Below are 19,495 nucleotides of genomic sequence, written 5' to 3' on the forward strand. Positions count from 1 at the left end.
CGCTGCCCACAACCGCCGTTCTAACAACTTCCCTATGAGGCCGCTTGGCTGGCTTTCTCCTTGCGAATTCGCCGTCCAATTTGTTTGACAAACCTACAGTTTTCAAATATTTTTTATTTTTTTCGTCACAGAATCCTGCGCCTCTTTTTCTGTGCTTTTCTCTCTCCCTCAGGGCTCATCTGTGCCTGGTTCCACCATTAAAAAGCCGCCCGGAAGGTGGGCATACGCCTCACCTCCGGACGGCTCTGTCTGATGCCTGGGGCTCAGTACTGCTCGGGACGGCTGCTCTTGTTCTGAGCCTGGTCCTTCTTCTTGTTCTGGGGATTCTGGCCATTGGTCTTGTCCTGGGGCCCCATATTGGTTTTGTTCTGCTTCTCGTTCTGCATAAAGCTCACCTCGCTTTCACTGGGCCTATTATTCCCACCGCCGCCCGGAGACTATACGGAAAAAATGCTTCTCATAGAAAAATTTTTTCAAATAGGATACCACATCTGCCCCGCCCGTGTTATACTCTTTTCAGAGAGCTGCATTGATATTATTTTCAAATAGGAGGACTCGGCCATGAGATGCCCCTTCTGTTCCAATCCCGAGAGCAAGGTTGTGGACTCCCGTCCCTCAGACGAGGGCGCCAGCATCCGCCGCCGCCGGGAATGCCTGGTGTGCCACAGGCGCTTTACCACATATGAGACCATGGAGAGCCTGCCCATGGTTGTGATCAAAAAGGACGGCAGCCGCCAGACCTTTGACAAGAGCAAGCTGCTCAACAGCATGCTCCGCGCCTGTGAGAAACGCACCGTCCCCTTCGACACTCTCAGCCGCATTGCCGACGAGATTGAGCTCACCCTCCAGAACGAGATGGACCGGGAGATCCCCTCCGCCCGCATCGGCGAGCTGGTGATGGAGAAGCTCAAGGATGTGGACGAGGTTTCCTACGTCCGCTTTGCGTCTGTGTACCGCCAGTTCAAAGACATCAGCACCTTCATGGAGGAATTGAACAAGCTGCTCAAGGAGCGCTGAACCCGCTGCTCAGTGTGTCGAAAACCTCCCAAAATGGAAGCCTCGCAGAGTTCCGTCATCTGCAGATGACGGAATCAAATAAAAATCCGTCATTTTCGGGGACATGCGCCTCGAAAATGACACTTCGCATGAAATTTTTGCCGACAATTTCATCAGAAATCGAGGTGAAAATTTCATGAAGCTCCTTCGAAAAAGTGGCGGTAGCCACTTTTTCGACAGCCTGCAGCGGGGGCCGCATTGCGGCCCCCGCTGCTTTTTATTGCCCCGCGTCCGGCTGTCTGGGCGTCACCCTTCCGCCGCTCTGGCTGGCGGAGGGGACGGCGCTGCCGCCCGGCCCGGGCTGCGCCGACGGCGCTCCGCTCTGCTCCATGCCCGGCGTACCGGCGGGCTGAGGCCGGCTGAACCAGGAGAACAGCAGAACGCCTGCAAGCAGGGCTGCAGCGGCCAGGGCCGCGATCTTCACCACTGCCGGCACCCGGAAGGACCGCTTACTTGTTTTCTTTCCCTTATGGGGGCCGTCCTGCTCCAGCAGGTCCCGGTCCCCGAGCTCCGCCACATCGGCCAGAAGGGCTCTGTCCTCCTGACGCACCATGCCGGACGCCAGAATCACCCGGAGCGCCTCCCGGTTGTACCAGCCGCCGCGGTCCTTCTTCCCGTCCAGCACCACAGGCTGGAGCATCTCCACCGTCTCCAGCACCTTGGACAGCTTCATGGGCCGGGCCGCTCCGGCGCCATGGTACCAGAGGCAGATCTTCCCCTCGCCCGTCTTCTGGCCGATGATCCGGCAGGCCAGCAGCTCGGAGTACAGGTCCGCCCAGCCCTTCTCCGGCCCCAGCCAGACCCCCAGCCGCTGCCGCCGCCCCAGCGCCCGCAGCAGCCCGTCCAGCCGGTCCAGCAGCCGGGGCCACGCCTCGCCCCACTCCAGCTCCGCGGCCTGAAGCAGGTCCTTTACCCCCGCGCGCTGATATCTGTTGCTGTCAAACCAGCCCAGCAGGTGGTCCAGGCACGCCTCGTCCTGCCGCCCCAGGGCCAGATAGGCCCGGTAGCTGGTCATGCCCTCCAGCACCTTCCGGCGCTCCTCCAGCTGCCGCTGCCACGCCTGATGCCAGGCCTCCAGAGGAGCCAGCTCCGGCCCGCCGCCCAGCAGGCCGGTGATCCGGGCGTAGAACTCCCTGGCCTGGCCCTCGGGCAGTTTGGCCTCATCCAGGTGCTCCGCCGCCAGCCGGGCCAGCCTGCTCCGGCAGCTGCGCCCGATCTCTTCCCGGCAGGGTCTCAGCCCCTCCAGCAGTTCCCCCAGCCGCTTCCAGTCCCAGCCCGCCGGAATGGCCCGCTCAAAGGCCTCCTTCCGCAGGCGGTTGGCGTTCTCCGTCTCCCGGTCCAGCTCCTCCCGGCGCCGCTCCACCGCCGTCCGGTCCAGCGGGCCGTCCGCCCCGGCGCTGACGCACCGGTCCAGGCGCCTTCCGTCCTCTTCCAACTGCTCCAGGGTGCGCTGCCCGGAGGACAGAATCCGGTCCAGCAGCCGGGCGGACAAAATCTGATCCACCCCCCGGCCCAGGACCCGAAAAACGCTCCCGTAGGCGGAGAGGGCCTGATCCAGCTCCTCCGGCGCGATGACCCCCATCAGGGTCTCGTCCTGACCCAGAGCCCGCTCCAGGCTGCCGGGGGCGCTCAGGCGGCTGCGGAGCTCCTCCTCCAGCCGCCTCCGCTCCCGCTCGCTCAGAGGCTGGCCCAGCTGCTCGCCGTACTGCCGGAGGGCGGAGCAGTCCATGGGTTTTCCGCTGAGCTGGTACTGCCGCCAGAAGTTGACATAGCGCTCCTCGGTCAGCTGGTCCAGCTCCGCCTCCCGCTCCACCTGGACGGCCACGGTGCGGAGCAGGCCGGGGTCCTCCGCCCCCCGGCGGATGAGCTCCGCCGTCTCGGGCCGGAGCGTATGGCTCACCGGCCAGCTCTCGTCGCTCAGGCGGATAGCCGTCCGCTCCCCCGGCCGCACCTGGGTCCCCTCGAGGGCAAAGAGCACTGCGAAATGATGCTTGCCCGCCTCGTCCGGGTTGGTGGCAAAGCTGAGGTAGCGCCAGAGTCCGGTGGGCACGCAGCGGAGCACGTCCTCCATGACGGTGCGGCAGTAGGCGGCATAGTCCTCGCTGCCGGGCACCAGAATCACCAGGCTGCCGAAGTCGTTGGTCATGCCTCTGGACAGGCAGCAGCAGGCCAGCTCCGCCTGCCGCCCGTGGCTCAGGGACAGCTGGCACCGGCTCTCCCGCAGGCCGGCGCCAGCTCTGCTCCAGCCGCTGCGCAGCTCGGTCCGCTGATCCGCCACGCTGCGGAAGTCCCCCTCCCCCGCAAAGCGGAAGAACGCCAGCTCATGGGCCGTGCCGTCCTCAAACCACTGCTGGAAGTTCTCAAAGAAGGCGGCGTGCTGATAGACCGCGCCCACGGCGCTGCCGCTCTGGACGGCGCTGTAAGCCGACACCAGCAGCAGCCGGCCGCCGCAGGACACACACCGCAGGGTCTGATTGCCCCGGCTCCGGTCCCCGGGCAGGGCAGCGCTGAGGCACTGCTCCTCCTCCTCCCGGGTCAGCGCCCCGCTGGGGCAGGAGAAGGTCCGGTACTGCCCCGCGTGGCCTTTGAGAATTTCGCCCGCCATGTTCTCTCTGTTCATGATTTTTACCTCCCTTTCAGCAGTCCCAGCATGCCGCCCCGGCGGCTGCGGTGGGACCGGTAGCCGCCGGCGCTCCGGCCGCACATGCCCAGATTCTCCCAGGTCAGCTGGTCTCCGTTCTCCCCGCCCGCCCGGTCCACAGCGTAGTACTCCCGGTCCCCGTCCGCCGCCGGCAGATAGCCCAGCATGGCCAGCATCCACAGGAAGGGCGCCTCGGTCTGGAAGGGGCGGCGCTCTCCGGCGGGGGTCCCGTCCTCCCGGAAGCCGTGGCCGTAGTTGGAGGTGGCCAGGAAGGTGTGGACGGGGAAGTGTTCCTCAAACTGCTGGATAAGCCGGGGATTCTGCTCCCTGAGATAGGTCCGCAGCCGGTGGGCCCGGTCGCAGAAGTCCTTGGCCCGCAGGACCGGCGTGCGGCTCCCCTCCGCCTCCAGCCAGTCGCTGGGGGCGCCCGGCCGGTAGTCGTCCCGGTACAGGACGGAGCGGAGCTGTCCGCCGGCCTCAATGGTGTCGCTCTTGCCCAGCAGGAACACCACCGGCACGTCCTTGCGGAAGAGGGAGGACAGCTGGCTCATCCGGGCCACCAGCTCGTCGGTGGGGGTGGCCTGGCGGCCTCCGCTGTACCCGTATTTGGCCTGATCGGCCCGGTCCTCGTCCCGGATGCTGATCTGCCGCAGCTCCAGCTCGTCGGTGCAGTACCAGACGCAGTCCACATTCTGATAGAAGTTCTGATATTCCTTGAAGATGGCGTCAGACACGCCCAGCCGCTCCCGGTCCAGGCTGTACTCGCCGGGCAGGTCCACCACCGTCAGGATCAGGTTGGTCTTGCGGCCCACCCGCACCAGCACGGAGAAACGGGGGATGGCCTCCGCGCTGCCGGTCCTGGTGGCCTCCACCCTCCGGTTGGCGCTGTACGGCGCCAGGCAGTCGGCCTCAAAGCGGAGCCAGCTCTTGTCGCCCTTCTCCCGCACCTCGCCGCCGTCCACGGTGCGCACGCCGTAGCTCTGCCAGCTAATGGCGCAGGCCGCCCGGTCGTGGACAAACACGTCGGCGCAGGCCGCCAGGGCGGTGGACTTGGAGATGCGGGGCCCGCCCAGCACGGTGAGCACCACCTCGGGGTACCGGCCCGCCCAGTAGGACATGACCCCGCCGCAGTGGGGACAGTGCCGCCGGCCGGCGATGACGTTGCCCTGCGCGTCCCGGACGGCGGTGATGCGCACGTCCCCGTCCCCCTCCCGGTAATACTGCACCTCCAGCCGCAGCACATGCCCGCCCCTGGCGAAGCTGTCGCCCATCATGAACTCCAGCAGCTCCCGGTACGCGGGCGGGACGCTGTCCCGCTGGTCCCGCAGCTTCTTCTTCCACAGCGGGGTGGGGATGGTCAGCATCCCCCGGGACACATCCCGGGCGCCGGTGGAGGCCAGCTCCCCGGTGGAGGCCAGCAGCTCCGCCTCGGAGAAAAAGGTGGGCCCATAGCCCCGGTTGCGCCAGGTGTTCACCAGGCCCTCAAAGGCGCTGCCAAACCGCTCCACGTCCTCCCGGGCGCATCCGGCAAAGTAGAACTTTTTCCACAGCTTGAACTGCTCGCTGAAATCAAAGCACAGGTCGGAACTCTGGCTCTTCCGCCCGCAGTAGGGACAAATACACTCCATATGCTCTCTCTCCTCTCTCCCGCCGTCACCGCCAGCCGGAGGCGTCCTCCAGCTTCTCCGGCAGCGTCAATACCTTCTTCATGTGCTCCGCCCAGCGCAGCTTCACCGGCAGCGTCCGCCGGGGCCGCAGCAGAAAGGAGAGCCGGTACCGCTCCCCGCTCCGCTCCGCCTCCGGCAGCGGAACCGTACCGAAGACGCCGTAGTCCAGGCCGCAGTCCCCTTCACGCAGGGGCAGCGGGCTGAGGATGGTGAAGCGGCGGAACCCGCCCTGCTCCCGCTGGCTGTACAGCTCCACCCGCTGCCGCTGGCCGAAGAATACCTCCCGGGCGGGGGTAAGAGGCGCTCCGCTGCCGGCGTCCGCCAGAAAGCAGCGGTACAGCCCGTCGGGCAGCCGGACATCCATCCGCCGGGGCCGGAAGTCCCGGGCGGGGTACACCGTCAGCTCCACCGGCCCGGTCTGACCGCCCCCCAGGCACTGGATGGGCTGGAACACCAGCCTGGCCTTGCCCCGGCCCTCCAGCTCCTCCCCGGTCCAGGTGACAAAATACCGCCGGTCCTCAAACAGGTTCAGTTCCAACGCTCACCCCTCCTCTCCTCCGTCCGTGCGGGCGCTGAGCCGCAGCTCCCACATGATCCGCCTGCCCAGCCCCCGCACGGGCAGCACCCGCACCAGCCCCGTGTTGCTCCGGACGGCCAGCACGCCGTTTCTGTCCTCAAACAGCGGCTGCCCGGCGGCGTTTCTGCTCCGCGCCAGCAGGTCTGTGCTCTCCTCGTCCCACAGCAGGACGGTCTCCTCCAGTCCCGCGGCCCGGAAGGCCCGCTCCGCCCTTCTCCGGGCGCTCTCGGCCAGTACCGCCGCGTCCTCGCCGGTAAACTCCGCCTGGCTGTACAGCCCGGCCAGCAGGGTGGCGGGCGTCTCCTCCCGCCAGTCCCCGGGCGGGCCCGACTGCCGCCGGGGGCCCAGCTCCATGGCGCTGAGGATGGTCAGCCCCCGGGTCAGCTCCTCCTGCTTTGCCCGGGCCTGCTCCATCAGGCCGCTGTCCGCCTGGAAGAAGCGGCTGACTTCCCCCCACCAGGCGGCCTCCGCGGCGCTGCGGACACATGCCTCCCACAGCGCCAGCTCCTCCTCCAGCTCCGCAAGCAGCTGGGCGGGGTGGGCGCCCCGGGGCGTGATGTCCCGGCCCAGAGCCTCGTCCAGGCGGGCCTTCCGGCTCCGCTGCTCCGCCCTGGCCTGCTCCTGAAAGTAGAGGGCCAGCCCGGCGGCCTCGCCGGTGAGCAGCCGCAGCGGCGCCCGGCAGCACCGCCCGGCCAGCTCCAGCCGCTCAATGCAGCGCCGGCACAGCTCAGGCAGCACCGGCGTCACCCGTTCCAGCAGCCAGTCCTGGGGCGCCCGGCCCTCGGGACGGCCCAGCAGCTCCTCCAGAAGGGTGCGGACGGTGACGGTCCCGCTTTTGTCACGCTCCCCCCGGAGGACCCGGCCAAGCCGCCTCACGACCCCCTCCCCCCGGTTTAAGCGCTCCGCCAGGCTGTCTCCGCCGGTGATGGGCAGGTCCTGAAGCCGGGGTGTCCCGGCCAGCACCGCCTCCAGATCCCGCTCCGTGGGGCCGAACGCCGCCCGGAACCACTCCCGCGCACCGGACCGGTCCCCCTCGGTCAGGGCCTCCAGCCTATCCCGCAGCTGCCTGGCCAGATCCCGCTCCACCGCGCTGTGGAGGGTGGCCTGGAGCCGGATCGGAACCCCATGGCTGCCGGAGCGCAGGGGCTGATCCATGCCGCCCGTCAGCAGCAGGGCAGCCAGGGCGTCCGCCCCGCCGGGCACCCCCGGGTCCACCAGCCACAGCCGGCCCTGTCCCTCGTGGGCGCAGGCCGTGTCCGCCGTCAGGCGGCACTGCTCCGCCCGGACGGGCAGCCTGCCCCGGAAGTCCGCCGTCAGCGCCTCCAGCCCCCGGGGCTTCTCTCCGCTCCATACCCACAGGAGGTACACGCCGTCGGGACACACGGCGGCCCCCTCTCTCCGCTCCTCCGCCAGGGTCTCCAGGCAGCTGCGCAGCGCCTGCTCCGGCGCGTCTCCCAGAGGACAGGGGCGGTACAGCGCCCGGAACCGGCCCGCCGCCGCGCACAGCCGGGCGGCGGTCTCGTCCGCCTCCCGCCATGCCAGCACCGCCGCTCTCCTCCGGGGCAGCAGATCCCCGCGGGGCAGCGCGCCCTGGGCGCGGTCCCGGAGTTCTTCTCTCCAATTGGATTTCACCGGCATTCAACCTCTCTTCCGCAGCCGTCCGGGCGGGGCCCGCTGGGCCCCGCCCGGCGCTTATGTCCGCCTTACAGCTCGTCGATCATCCAGTCGTAGAAGCGGCGGATCCTGCCCGCCAGCTCCTCGCCCGCCTTGTCCTCAAAGTCCCGGGAGGCCATGGCGTAGGAGATGCCCAGCTCCCGGTCGGCCCGCTTCAGGCCCCGCAGCTTCTCGCAGTAGTCCCGCAGGGCCTCCCGGCGCGCTCTGGCCGCCTTCAGGCCGGCCTCGTCGGCCCTCTCCTTCTGCTCGGCCAGGGCGTCGGTGAAGCGCTCATAGTCATCGTCGCTGAGGGCGTAGAAGGCCTGGGCGGCGTAGTACTCCTTGCAGTCCCGCTCCAGGCGGCTCTCCAGCTCGCCGCTCAGGGGCTTCTCGTCGCCCAGCTCCATGTTCCAGCAGGCGCGCAGGTCGTCGTAGGCGATGAGGCCCCCTGCCAGGCACTTGAGGAAGGCCTGGCCCCGCCGGGCCGCCTTTTCCTGGATGCCCGCGGCGGTGTTGTGGGCATCCAGCAGGGCCTTCAGCTCCTCCGCCACGGGGAGGGCCGCCTTCAGCTCGTCCCAGACGGACATCTTGCGCCGCAGGCCCCGCTCGGCCAGCCGCTCGCCCAGGTCGGCGGGGGCGGGGCTGTCGGTGGTGGTCATCACCTGGTTGACGTACTTCAGTTCCTCCCGCCGCATAGCGGGCTTGGGGAAGCCCTCCCGGTCCGGGACCTCCCTGTCCGCCAGAATGGCGCGCAGCTCCTCCATGGTGCAGGACTTGTCCCGGTCCAGCTTCGCCGCCGCCAGCAGGTCTCCGGCGGACGTCCCCGGATTGGGCAGATAGAGGGCGTACTCCGCCGTGGCGCCGGCGGCGTCGGGATTGGTCCGCTCCACCAGGCCCAGATCGGCGGCCTTCCTCAGGTCGTCCGCCGCCTCCTTGGCCAGGGCGGCCTCCCGCATGTCCCACTTGGGCACCGCGCCGTGGAACAGGCTCTGGTTGAACAGGTTGGGGAAGCGGCTCCAGTCACGGCCGTTGTCGCCGTGCTCCATATGGAGGCCCACCTCGTGGGGGTTGCCCTCATAGGTCTTCTCCGCATCCTCCACCCAGCTCAGGGCCCAGGCGGGCACGCAGACGTACAGCCGGTAGAGGACGAGCTCATCCCGGGCGGAGCTGCGGTACACGCTGTCCCCGCCGTCCACCACGCCGTGGGCGGCGGCGTACTTCTCAATGTGCTTGTCCAGCCACTTGCAGCCGTCGGGCACGGTCATGTACTTGCTGCAGCCGCAGTCGCCCAGGGAGAAGCCGGTCCGGGTCTGGAGCAGGGGGCTGGCCTGGGTGCTCAGCTTGTCCACCAGGGTCTGGGCCGCCAGCTCCAGCGGCTTGTGCCCCTCGGGGTCCTCCGCCGGGGACAGCTGGGGGATCTGGGCGTCCTTGTTGCCCGAGTAGAGCTTGACCAGGAAGCTCTCCATGGTGTCGTTGACCACCTGGCCGAACTCCTCCTGGATAAAGTCCCGGATGATTTTGGCCGCATCAAAGGCCGCCTGTCCCTTGCCATCGGGCGGATCCAGCTGGGTCCACTCGTCCTTCTTGCTGCACAGCAGCTCCACAAAGGCCTTGGCCTTGCGGGTGACCTCCTTCTGGGGGAGCAGGTCGTCCAGGTAGTTCATCACCACCGCAGTGGTGTGTTCGCCGCCGGTCAGGTCGATGGGGGACCAGGAGAAGGAGCGCTGGAACAGGGCCTGATGCTCTTCGGTGTCGGTGAGCAGGCCGGCGTTGCGCTGGATGAGCCGCTTGAGCTCCTTGATGACAAAGGTGTACACGTCGTAGAGGCCGCTGCCCATGGGGATGATCACCTGGTGCTCCAGCTGGTTGTACAGCTGCTCCACCCGGGCCCACTCCTCGTTGCGGCCCAGCAGGCCCCTGGACTTGGACGCGGCGTAGCCGGCGAATTTGCCGTCGGCGTGGAGGACCTTGCGGATCTCGTTCATCAGGTTGACCATGTAGTAGGGCCCCTTCACCCGGAACACCTCGTCCGCCTTGGCGGTAAAGCGCTCCCGCAGGGGGTTGAGGCGCATGGCCGCCTTGACCTCCTTGGGGGAGAGGCCGGCCTCCAGCAGGAACCGCTCGGCCAGGGCGCCGTCGGGCTCGCCGCACCGGTCGAACTGCTCCCACACCTTGTCAAAGACCTTCTTGGCCACATAGACCGTCATCAGGCCGATGGGCACCACGCAGGAGGAGTAGCCGATGACGTTGTAGCAGTAGTTGGCGTCCCGGGGGAAGACCCGGTGGCTCTGCTTGCTCACCGCCACACCGCTGATGGGGGTCCGGTTGGAGAGGAAGGAGTCCACCAGGAAGGGCTCGTCCCCCGCCTTGGCCTCGGTGGTGCAGATCAGGTTCAGGATGGAGTTGGCCACCACCTTGCGGGCGGTGTCCGCCGGGTCGCCGAAGAACACGCCGCCGTCGGCCACGCCCTCCACCAGGGTGCAGAAGTCGAAGATGTTCTCGCTGATCTCCACGTCAAAGGTGCCGTACTGCTGGCGGAACGCCTCGCCCCGGTTCTGGAGGCCCATGAAGTAGTCAATCTCCTTCAGGGCGGCATAGGCGTTGCGGTCGCCCTTCTGCTTGCGCACCGGGTCGGGCTCGCTGCCGCAGGCGCTGGGGAGCATCAGGTAGGCCGACACGCCGGTGTTCTTGTACCGGTCCACGCTGATGTTGCGGATAATCTGCCGGGTGAGGAAGGGCACGTCCACGATGGTGCCTCCGCTGGTGCCGCCGGCCAGGCCGGACAGGAAGAACACGTTCAGGCGCATGCCCGCGGGCTTGCCCTTCAGCAGGCGGTTGAGGGCGGCAGTCAGGGCGGCGGTCAGGGCGGCGATGGTGTTGGGCTGGCTGAGGCGGACCCGGCCGGGCTGCCGCCAGGCGCTGGCGCCGGTGCTGTCAAACCCGGACTGGGCGGGCACGGTGATGGCCATGCCGCCGGTCACCTTATACAGCTCCGGGTCCACCCAGGCCCTCATCTGGGGGGAGATGGTGGCCGGGTTGATGGACTCGTGGGCCCCCTCGAAGGGGATCTTGAGCACCTCGGTGCTGTCAAAGCCGTACTTCTCCTGCAGCTCGTCCAGCTCCTTGTAGGCCGCGTCCAGCGCCAGGAAGGCCACCTTGTCGGCCAGTTCCTGGGGATCCACCTTCCACTCCAGCTGCCTGCGCAGCGTACACAGGCTCTTGTGGCCGTTGCCGCCGCAGCTGATGAAGAGGAACAGCTCGTTTGCCAGCTTCCGCTTGTGGGTGGAGATGACGCCGGTGCCCTCCAGGTAGTCCAAGGTGTTCAGGTTGGCCTTCACGCGTTTGATATGGATATCGTTCATATGGAATCCGTCCTTTCTCTCTTGTCCGATGTTGATGTCGTATCTGGGCCGCGGGACCGGAGCGGGCCTCACTCCTCAGGGGGGAGCCACTCCACCTCGATGGTCAGGCCGCTCTCGTCGTCCCGGAAAACCTCTCCGCCAAGGGCCCTGCCGTCCCTGCCCAGTCGGTAGGTCCTGTATCGGTTCCGTCCGCTGGCGCGCCTGGCGATGCGGATGCGGCAGCCGGGGGAGGACAGCTCCGCCCTGGCCGACCGCACCGCCTGCACGATGCGCCGCATCCCCGCGCTGCCCGAGCCGGGATCCAGGCTGTTCATGACCAGGGTGTACAGGGTGAAGGAGCTGCCCCGGGGCGGGGCGATGGTCTCCACGCTGTACCCGTCGCCGCAGGCGCAGGTAACGGTAAAGTCGCCGGGCAGGCGGCACATCCGCTGCCGCAGCAGCACCGCCGCGGCGATGAGGGCCGCCAGCACCGCCAGAATCAGGGGCAGCCAGGCCAGCAGACTGAAGGTGACCTCCACCGTACCGGGGATGTCCCACACCTGTCCCAGGCTGTCCACCGCGTGGACGGTAAAGGATGCCTCCCCCGTGCTCAGGCCCCTGATGGTGATGACGCCGGCCTCGCCGGGGGTGATGTCCAGCCGCTCCTCAGGCGTCCAGGAGACATCCTCCACCGTCAGGGTCACGCTGTCCCATCCGGCCAGGAAGCGCGCCGCCAGGTCCACCTCCACCGAGGCCCCGTGGCCCACGGCGACCTGGATGGGCGCGCCGCCCATGGTGAACTCCAGGGTCTGTGTGGTGGTTCGGGTCATCTGGGCGGCGGTCACAGCTGCCTGGATCATATACCGTCCGGGTGCCGGGACGGTGAAGGCGCCTGTCAGGACACCCTCCTCCTGGCTGTACGTGAGGGGCACGGTCTGCGCCTCCCCCCCTGCCTCCGGTGTGACGGTGCAGGACGCGCCGCTGAGGGCGGCATAGAACGCCTCATCCTGGGGCTGGTCCATGTAGAGGACCTCCAGCCTTATGGCGGCGGCGCCGCCCTGGATCTGGCTGTCCATCCGGAGGGTGATGCCGGTGACGGGCACCAGCGTGACATCGTAGGACACCTCGCCCTCCGCGCCTACGGTCCAGATACCCTGGGCCGGGGCCGTGATGGTCATCAGGGCGTAGCCGTTGCCCCGGACCAGCCGGACCGAGCCGCTACTCAGGTCCACCTGGCTGCCGCTGGGGTCCCAGAGGGCCAGGCCGCCGATGCCGCCGTCGGAGATGATGTAGATGTTGGCGCAGAAGATGCCGGGGCTGGTCAGGTCCGCGCTGTAATAGGTCCAGCCGTCCTGATGCCAGGGCGGGAGCTTGGTGCCGCCGGAGCCCATCATCATGCCGAAGATGGCGTTGTAGAAGTCGCTGACCTCCTGGCGGGAGTCGGTGATCAGGTAGTTGACCCGGGAGGCCGCGCCGGCGTCGTTGCTGTCGGGCAGGAGCAGGCCCTCCCCCGACTGGGTGCTGTTGGCGATGTTCCAGATCTCCGCCCGGCCCTGGTCGTTGATCCGGCCCTGGTAGTTCAGGCCCACCACATAGATCTCGCAGCTGAGCTGCCGGGCCGCCTCCAGGCCCTCGGCCATCATGGCGGCGGAGCGTTCCATGCCCTCGGGGGAGAGGGCGTCGGTGTAGCCGTCGGTGAAGAGGATGATCATGTTCTTCCGCACGCCGTCCTGGGCGTCTTTGAGCATCTCGGTGCCGGCCAGCACCGCCCGGCCCAGGTCTGTGGCGCCGGTGTTTACCTTATCATAGGTAATGGCGTCGATCTTGCCGGCCACGAAGCTCACCTCCGCCTCGGAGGTCAGCTCCACCGGGATGGTCTCGGTCTCGGTGTCCGCGCTGAAGGAGATGACGCCCACCCTGGAGCGGACCCCTCCGGTCCCTGCGGCCTGGTCCATCAGGCTCTCGGTGTAGAGGGAGTTGACGAACATCCCCGCCGCCGACACCGCCAGTCGCTCCGGGTCGGTGGCGTTCATGGAGCCGCTCTTGTCAATGAGCAGCGCGATGTTGTAGGGCTGTCCGGCGGCGCTCTCCGCCGCTACGGCCCGGGGTACCCCCCAGCCAAGCCCGCTCCATACCAGACAGAGCGCCGCCGCCAGCGCCGTCAGCGCCAGCCGCGCCGCGCCTCTCTTTTTTCCCATGGTATTCTCCTCCTTTTTGTACTGCGCCTGAGTGTTTCCAGCTGATTGAGCTTTGCTCTTTGTCCAAAAAAACAGGGTGAAAACCCAATTGTCACGGCGTTCCGATAAAAAAATTCAAAATGATATTTTTCTCTCCGCCGTGACAATCCTCTCCCCCGCCTGTTTTCCTCTACAAAGGCCGGTATCCCCGGCCCATCTCGCCGGCCTGCCGGCAAAAGGAGTGGAACTTCCATGAAACACATGCTTCGTCTCTGCCTCGCCGCCTCCCTCTTTCTCCCCGTCCTGCTGTGCGGCGGCTGCGCCCCCTTCTCCCTGCTCCGCACCGGCGTCCCCTCCGCCGCCCCCGCGCTCACCCAGCCCACCGCCCAGGCCACCGTCTCCACCGGCGCCCCCAGGCCCGGTATCCGGTACTGCCAGCAGCTGCTGAGCGGCGACGAGCTGGACCTCTATTTCCGGGTGCTGGACGCCGTTCTGAATGTGGAACCCACCATCACCGAGACCGACTTTGACCGGGACACCCTGAGCCGGATGGTGGACTACGTGCGTGCCGACTACCCGGAGCTCTTCTGGCTGCTGGGCACGGACACCCTCACCACCACGATGATCGGCGGCGTGCCCACCAAGATAACTCTCACCTTCCGGTACAGCCCGGAGACCGCTGACCTGGACGCCGCCCAGGCCCGGGTGGAATCCGCCGTCCAGGCGTGCCTGAGCGGCATCGACCCGGCCTGGAGCGACTACGACAAGGTCAAGGCGGTGTACGACTGGATCGTCCGCCGGACGGAATACGACCTGGACGCCAACGACCAGAGCCTGTACACCGTCCTGGTGGATGGCCGGGGGGTGTGCGCCGGGTACGCCAAGGCCACCCAGTACCTGCTCAACCGGCTGGGCGTCCCCTGCACCTATGTGACGGGCACGGTCCGGGGCGCCGGCCACGGCTGGAATCTGGTGTGGGCCGACGGGGCCTGGTACTACCTGGACCCCACCTGGGGCGACCCCCTCTTCTCCGACGGCGAGCAGAACCCGGACTATGTGTCCTACAACTACTTCTGCGTCACCGGGGACGAGCTGTTCCGGACCCACACGCCGGACGACCTCTTCCCCCTCCCCGCGTGCACTGCCACCGCCTGCAACTACTTTGTCCGCAGCGGCCTGGTGCTGGAGCGGTACGACTACGGCGCCGTGCTGGAAATCCTCCGCCAGGCCGTGGCCGAGCGGCGGGACGCCTCCATCCGCTTCGTCTCCGCCCAGGCTCTGGAGGAGGCAAGCTATGCCCTTACCGAGGCGTACAATCTCTTCGACATGCTGAAGGAAATTGACGGCGGCTCGGGTTTGCTGGACACCAGCGTGATCTCCCACAGCGTGGATGAGGAGCTGAACATCTTCAACGTCTACTTCACCTTCCGGTGAGGCGGCGCAGGAGGAGGCTTGACACATGGGAAAAGCAGACTACATCGCCAACGGCTACGGCTACCGCACCGACGAACAGGGCCGGGTGGTCCAGGCCTACGGGGAGCTCCGCCTGACGGACGACCCCCAGCGGGACGGCAAGGCCCAGCGGGAGGCGGGCGGCAACGCCCGCCAGCCCGGGGACGACGGCGGGCACTACATCGGCACCCGGTTCGACGGCAGCCCTGGGGCGGAGAACCTGTTCGCCCAGAACCAGGTGGTCAACCGCAGCGACTACAAGCGGCTGGAAAATTCCTGGGCCAGGGATCTCCAGCAGGGCAACCGGGTGTTTGTCAGCGTTGAGAGCAGTTACCCCGGCGGCCAGAACCGGCCCGCCGTCCTCTCAGGCACCTACACGGTGGTCCGCCCCGACGGCAGCACCTTCACCGACCACTTCTCCTTTACCAACGAGAACATGCACACCGGCGACCTGGCCCAGGATGCGGGCGGGCTGGAGGACGCGCCGGTGAGCCAGCTGCCCCCCGGCGTCACCCAGGCCGACCTGGAGGCCAGCGCGAAATACGACCAGGGCCGTGTGTTCCGGCACAACGACCCCAACGCCCTCAACGTGACCATGGCGGAGGAGTTCCAGGAGCTCTCCCAGTCCAGGGCGGAGGCCCAGTTCAGGTCCGGCGTGTCCGCTCTGGACGCCCAGGAGACGCCGGGCGGGCAGAGCCAGGGCGGGGCCGCCGGGCAGGCGGGCTTCGCCTCCGGCGTGTCCGCCCTCTCCGCCGGATCGGACGCCGGCCAGTCCGCCGGGCCGTCGGGCGGCTTTGCCGCCGGCGTGGAGGCCGTCGCCGGCCAGGAGGCGGGGAACGCGCCGGAAGAGGGCGAGGGGCTGTCCTCCGGCGGCGCGGAACGGGAGTCCGGCGGCGCGGAGGAGGGCGGAGGCATCTCCGGCGGCCAGGACATGGAGCCCTGAAAGGAGCGGATTTTATGGAGCTGATACAAACCGTACTGCATGGCCACAGCCTGGCGCAGGGCGCGCCGCCGGCCGTGGACACCCCTCTGGTCTCCCTCCCCGGCGTCTGTCGGGGCAGGCCGGACGCCGTCCGGCTGGACGAGGAGCTGCTCAGCCGGAACTCCCTCTTCCTGGGCGGCAGCGGCACCGGCAAGACCAACGCCATTCTGCTTCTGCTGGACCGGCTCTTCTCCTCCATGGGGCCGGACGACGTGGCGGTGGTGTTTGACGCCAAGCGGGACTTCTTCAACCGGTTTTACACCCCGGAGCGGGGGGATCTGGTGCTGTCCGGCTCCCCCGCCCTGAGGGACGTCACCGCCAGCTGGAACCTGTTCCCCGAGCTGACCGCCGGCGGCCTGGACGAGGAGCTGCTGATCCAGAGCATCAACGAGAACGCCAGGGCCCTCTTTGCCGGCCGGGGCTCCGCCCAGCAGCCCTTCTTCGTCAACTCCGCCCGGAGCATCTTCAGCGCCTGGCTGCTGGCCATGCTGCGCAGCGCCAAGGCCGACCCGGACTTTGGGGACCGGATGTGCAGCAACCGCACCCTGCGGCGCTACTTCGACCAGGCGGGCGCCAGGCAGTACGGCGAGCTGGCCGCCTCCTATCCCGACATGGGCGGCATCACCAAATACCTAGGGGACGGTAAAAATCTCCAGGCCCTGGGCGTGATGGGCGAGCTGTCCTCCATGGTCCAGGACCTGTTCCAGGGGGCCTTTGCCCGGAAAGGGGACTTCTCCATCCGGCAGTTCATCCGGCAAAAGGGGGGCCGGGTGCTCTACATCGAGTACGACCTGGCGGTAGGCGAGGCCCTGGCCCCCATCTACTCCCTGCTGATGGACCAGGCCTTCAAGGAGGCCCTCAGCCAGGAGCGGACAGAGGGCAGCGTGTACCTGGTGGTGGACGAGCTGAAGCTGCTGCCCTACCTCCAGCACCTGGACAACGCGGTCAACTTGGGCCGCAGCATGGGCGTGAAGGTCATCGCCAGCCTCCAGAGCCTGTCCCAGCTCTACGCGCTGTACGGCGAGCACAAGGGCCGGGCCATTGCCACCGGCTTTGCCTCTCTCTTCTCCTTCCGCCCCAACGATGCGGTGACCCGGGATTTTGTCCGGGAGCATTTCGGGCGCAACGTGGTGCTGGAGCAGCTGCTGGGCAGCCGCGCCCCCGCCCCGGAGCGCCGGGAGGGCTGGGCAGTGGAGGACTGGGACCTGTCCGCCCTGAACAAGGGGGATGCGGTGGTGGGCCTGGCGGAGGCCCCGCCCTTCCGCTTTCACTTTGACCGCTTTCGCTGACAGGAGTGTGCGCCATGTCTCATTTTCTCCGTGATATGTTCTCCAGCGCCGACGCGGTGCGGCAGCGGCAGCTGGAGGAGCTCAACAGCCGCTCCCGCCTGCCCTGCCTGGGGACGCAGACCGACAAATTCTTCTCCTCCTACCGGCGGGCCCTCCGCTCCACCGTGGTGTCCGGCGGCAGCGCCCCCTTCCGGGCGGCGGTCATCCACGGCATTCTCCGGCAGTACGCCGCCCAGGGGGTGCCCACGGTGGTACTCCACTGCGGCAGCCCCTGGCTGTCCTGCGGCGCGGCGGCGGGGGCGGTGCTGCCCGGCGGACGGCGCTTCCGCTGCGACCCGCTGCTGGGCTCCTCCCCCGGCGGCGCCGCAGAGCTGCTCACCGACCTGAGCGGCTCCCTGAGCCCCGGCGGGCCTCCGCTGGGCGGGCTGTGGGACCTGCTATTGGAGGTTCTCGCCCTGAAGGACGGGCCCGTCACCCTTTCCGCCCTGTGTGCCGGCGCCTGCCGGGACCTGCCGGAGGAGCTGGCCCGGCTGAGCCGGAAGGGCGCGCTGGACAGCGGCCGGGCCTGTACCCTTCTGGATCGGTTCAACGCGCTGCCCCCCGGCGCGCTGGACGCGGGAGACCAACTGCTGTGCAAGCTGCGGCGGTGGCCCGGAACTTGCCCTGAGGAGCCGGACCGGGAGGCCCTGGGCCTGGCCCAGGCGGTGGAGCTGGGGGGCCTTGCGTCCATCGACCTGGTGTCCGACAGCAACCTGGCCCCGAAGGAGCTGTGTTTTCTGGTACTCCGGCGGCTGATGGAGCACGGGCGGCAGTTCCTGGTGGTGTGCGACGGCCTGAGCCTGTCCAGTCAGACCGTCCAGATGGAGCAGTTCTTCCAGGGCGCGTCCCCCGGGGTCCGGTTTCTCTTTGCCGGGCCGGACGTGCCAGTCCAGCTCCAGGCCCGGCCCGGCCTGATGGACCACCTGATGAAGACCTGGGACGGCGGGGCCAACGCGGTGATCTTCTTCCACACCTCCCCCGCCGGAAAGGAATTCTGGCTCCAGTACCTGGGCACCTACCGCCACCGCTGTCTGGAGCAGAGCTACTCATACACCCGGGACAGCGCCGCCGTCCTGCGCCACAGCGAGGGCCGGAGCGGCGTGCTCAAGGAGGAGGCGCGGCATGTGATGGAAGAGGAGGAACTGCGTACCCTGCCGGAGAACCAGGCCGTGGTGGCCGTACCAGCTGAGCGGAAGCGGGGTATTCTGACCTTTCAGGGGCTGCGGCCCGCGGGTATTTCATAAGAGGAGGCTGTTTCCATGATGCTGAAACGGGAATTGCTCCGGCTGGGGTTGTGCGCCGCCGCCGGGCTGGTCATCGGCCTGCTGTGCGCCGGCCCCGGGGCCATGGCGCCCTCCGCCCTGTACGCCATCGGCCTGTTTTACGGCATCCGCTTTGTGCTGCCCGCCCTGCTGGGCGCTCTCAAGACCTTCGGCAACGCGGGCATCATGTCCATTGTCTTCAAAAACCCCATCGGCATTCTGATCCTTATCTTTCTCTGTATCCTGGTGGTGAGCGTCATCATCACCGTGGCCTGGATCGCGGGGGTCATTATCGCCGTGCTGCGGCTGCGGCAGGCCTGGCAGGAGGACCGGGCCATGGGCGCCCCTTTCCACTTCCCCTCCTCCGGCCGCTCCCGGTCCCGCACTGGAAACAGCGCCGGCCGGGAGGAGGGCTGGGATGACGGAGACTGGAACAGCGGCGGCTGGGAGGATTGAAAAAACAGCAGCCTGCCAGGCCGACGGCCTGGCAGGCTGCTGTTTTCGCAGGTTATGGAGTATTCGTGTGTACTTGGGTGTTTCATATCATGCCGAGAAGTGATTGATACGGAACCCGGCGGCTCCGCTTACAGCCAGTCCTCCACCACATCGCGCAGGGAGGCGGGTGTTACGGCGTTGCGGATCAGGAGCTCCATCAGTTCGTCGATTCGGGCGGCGCTGGTGGTAATGTTGGGCAGGTCCGTCCGCTCGCCGCCTGGTATGGCAATTCCCACGCCGTAGCTCTCGCAGACAAAGCTGCCGCCTACCTCCATCTGGTCAATCAGGACGTAATAGTCACATTGAACGGTGCTCCCGTCCTCGCCCTGCTCTTCCTGGGTTCCTGCAAACATTTCCCTCATCTTGCGTTTTCCTCCTTTGCTTTGACACACTGGCTACATTATATTGTACTATCCAATAATTAGAAAGAGTAATATTTCGCACTTTTCGACCGCCGGACCGGCGTTATGTTGCCTTACGGTACTATCCGTAAACCTTGCGCCCGGCAAAGAGGGCGAAGATGCGCTGTTTTCGTCGTTTTCTGTCGATAAAAACTTTACCCTTACGGTATATTCCCCTTCTTATATCAGTATATTTTCCCGGGAAATATCGGTCATTTTTCCTTAATTCATATAATTTAACTCTTTTTCTTCTATTTTTGTAATTTTTTATAAATTTAGATAATTTTAAATAATTTTGTAGAATTCAGTTATTTTTGTAAATATTTTTTCTATAAAAAACGGCGCTTCCGCTCACGCGGAAACGCCTCAGCGTGTCGAAAAACCTCCCAGAAGGGGAAGCCTCGCAGAGTTCCGTCATCCGCAGATGACGGAATCAAATGAAAATCCGTCATTTTCGGGGACA

14 protein-coding genes are annotated in these 19,495 nt (G+C 66.9%); 6 read left to right on the forward strand and 8 right to left on the reverse strand.

The window, feature by feature from the left end:
* Positions 1-263 precede the first annotated feature (263 nt).
* A complete protein-coding gene (locus QZY67_RS08500; protein ID WP_277215469.1) occupies positions 264-386 on the reverse strand; it encodes a hypothetical protein in 123 nt (40 codons plus the stop codon).
* Positions 387-561: 175 nt separating this feature from the next.
* Between QZY67_RS08500 and nrdR the strand changes: the two genes are divergently transcribed.
* Entirely contained in the window at positions 562-1,017 is a 456-nt protein-coding gene (gene nrdR / locus QZY67_RS08505; protein WP_040646303.1) for a transcriptional regulator NrdR, read from the forward strand.
* 256 nt (positions 1,018-1,273) lie between these two features.
* On the opposite strand, the gene QZY67_RS08510 is transcribed toward nrdR, so the two are convergent.
* From QZY67_RS08510 to QZY67_RS08535, 6 genes are all read right to left on the reverse strand, one after another.
* On the reverse strand, positions 1,274-3,676 hold the full coding sequence (locus QZY67_RS08510; RefSeq protein ID WP_295369709.1) for a hypothetical protein: 2,403 nt from the start codon (positions 3,674-3,676) through the stop codon (positions 1,274-1,276).
* Positions 3,677-3,681: 5 nt separating this feature from the next.
* Positions 3,682-5,325 (reverse strand): hypothetical protein, encoded by a 1,644-nt coding sequence (locus tag QZY67_RS08515; RefSeq protein WP_295369710.1) that lies wholly within the window; start codon positions 5,323-5,325, stop codon positions 3,682-3,684.
* Positions 5,326-5,350: 25 nt separating this feature from the next.
* Positions 5,351-5,902 (reverse strand): hypothetical protein, encoded by a 552-nt coding sequence (locus QZY67_RS08520; RefSeq protein ID WP_295369711.1) that lies wholly within the window; start codon positions 5,900-5,902, stop codon positions 5,351-5,353.
* 3 nt (positions 5,903-5,905) lie between these two features.
* Positions 5,906-7,573, reverse strand: coding sequence for a hypothetical protein (locus QZY67_RS08525; RefSeq protein WP_295369712.1), 1,668 nt, complete (start codon positions 7,571-7,573; stop codon positions 5,906-5,908).
* Positions 7,574-7,644: 71 nt separating this feature from the next.
* Positions 7,645-10,956 carry a tubulin-like doman-containing protein gene (locus tag QZY67_RS08530; protein WP_295369713.1) on the reverse strand — a complete coding sequence of 1,104 codons (3,312 nt, stop codon included), beginning with the start codon at positions 10,954-10,956 and terminating at the stop codon, positions 7,645-7,647.
* Positions 10,957-11,024: 68 nt separating this feature from the next.
* Positions 11,025-13,133, reverse strand: coding sequence for a vWA domain-containing protein (locus QZY67_RS08535; protein ID WP_295369714.1), 2,109 nt, complete (start codon positions 13,131-13,133; stop codon positions 11,025-11,027).
* Between the two features lie 231 nt (positions 13,134-13,364).
* On the opposite strand from QZY67_RS08535, the gene QZY67_RS08540 reads away from it, so the two are divergent.
* Genes QZY67_RS08540 through QZY67_RS08560 form a run of 5 tightly spaced genes read left to right on the forward strand, consistent with a single transcriptional unit; the run spans position 13,365 to position 18,592 of the window.
* Positions 13,365-14,546, forward strand: coding sequence for a transglutaminase domain-containing protein (locus QZY67_RS08540; protein WP_295369715.1), 1,182 nt, complete (start codon positions 13,365-13,367; stop codon positions 14,544-14,546).
* A gap of 25 nt (positions 14,547-14,571) precedes the next feature.
* On the forward strand, positions 14,572-15,507 hold the full coding sequence (locus QZY67_RS08545) for a DNA/RNA non-specific endonuclease (RefSeq protein ID WP_295369716.1): 936 nt from the start codon (positions 14,572-14,574) through the stop codon (positions 15,505-15,507).
* 14 nt (positions 15,508-15,521) lie between these two features.
* Positions 15,522-16,835, forward strand: a complete 1,314-nt coding sequence (locus tag QZY67_RS08550) for a type IV secretion system DNA-binding domain-containing protein (RefSeq protein WP_295369717.1) — start codon at positions 15,522-15,524, stop codon at positions 16,833-16,835.
* Between the two features lie 14 nt (positions 16,836-16,849).
* On the forward strand, positions 16,850-18,118 hold the full coding sequence (locus tag QZY67_RS08555) for a hypothetical protein (RefSeq protein ID WP_295369718.1): 1,269 nt from the start codon (positions 16,850-16,852) through the stop codon (positions 18,116-18,118).
* A gap of 15 nt (positions 18,119-18,133) precedes the next feature.
* On the forward strand, positions 18,134-18,592 hold the full coding sequence (locus QZY67_RS08560) for a hypothetical protein (protein WP_295369719.1): 459 nt from the start codon (positions 18,134-18,136) through the stop codon (positions 18,590-18,592).
* A gap of 128 nt (positions 18,593-18,720) precedes the next feature.
* Here the strand turns inward: QZY67_RS08560 and QZY67_RS08565 are convergent, their stop codons facing one another.
* Positions 18,721-18,993, reverse strand: a complete 273-nt coding sequence (locus QZY67_RS08565; protein ID WP_295369720.1) for a DUF6514 family protein — start codon at positions 18,991-18,993, stop codon at positions 18,721-18,723.
* Between the last annotated feature and the right edge of the window lie 502 nt (positions 18,994-19,495).

Origin of the sequence: uncultured Pseudoflavonifractor sp. (genome assembly GCA_904419835.1) — a bacterium.
Classification (GTDB): domain Bacteria; phylum Bacillota; class Clostridia; order Oscillospirales; family Oscillospiraceae; genus Pseudoflavonifractor.

What these genes read in the sequence shown, in the direction of transcription:
- QZY67_RS08535 (WP_295369714.1), bottom strand. Translation starts at nt 13,133, where the DNA reads ATGGGAAAAAAGAGAGGCGCGGCGCGGCTGGCGCTGACGGCGCTGGCG.
- QZY67_RS08515 (WP_295369710.1), bottom strand. Translation starts at nt 5,325, where the DNA reads ATGGAGTGTATTTGTCCCTACTGCGGGCGGAAGAGCCAGAGTTCCGAC.
- nrdR (WP_040646303.1), top strand. Translation starts at nt 562, where the DNA reads ATGAGATGCCCCTTCTGTTCCAATCCCGAGAGCAAGGTTGTGGACTCC.
- QZY67_RS08555 (WP_295369718.1), top strand. Translation starts at nt 16,850, where the DNA reads ATGTCTCATTTTCTCCGTGATATGTTCTCCAGCGCCGACGCGGTGCGG.
- QZY67_RS08500 (WP_277215469.1), bottom strand. Translation starts at nt 386, where the DNA reads ATGCAGAACGAGAAGCAGAACAAAACCAATATGGGGCCCCAGGACAAG.
- QZY67_RS08545 (WP_295369716.1), top strand. Translation starts at nt 14,572, where the DNA reads ATGGGAAAAGCAGACTACATCGCCAACGGCTACGGCTACCGCACCGAC.
- QZY67_RS08565 (WP_295369720.1), bottom strand. Translation starts at nt 18,993, where the DNA reads ATGAGGGAAATGTTTGCAGGAACCCAGGAAGAGCAGGGCGAGGACGGG.
- QZY67_RS08540 (WP_295369715.1), top strand. Translation starts at nt 13,365, where the DNA reads ATGAAACACATGCTTCGTCTCTGCCTCGCCGCCTCCCTCTTTCTCCCC.
- QZY67_RS08510 (WP_295369709.1), bottom strand. Translation starts at nt 3,676, where the DNA reads ATGAACAGAGAGAACATGGCGGGCGAAATTCTCAAAGGCCACGCGGGG.
- QZY67_RS08560 (WP_295369719.1), top strand. Translation starts at nt 18,134, where the DNA reads ATGATGCTGAAACGGGAATTGCTCCGGCTGGGGTTGTGCGCCGCCGCC.
- QZY67_RS08550 (WP_295369717.1), top strand. Translation starts at nt 15,522, where the DNA reads ATGGAGCTGATACAAACCGTACTGCATGGCCACAGCCTGGCGCAGGGC.
- QZY67_RS08530 (WP_295369713.1), bottom strand. Translation starts at nt 10,956, where the DNA reads ATGAACGATATCCATATCAAACGCGTGAAGGCCAACCTGAACACCTTG.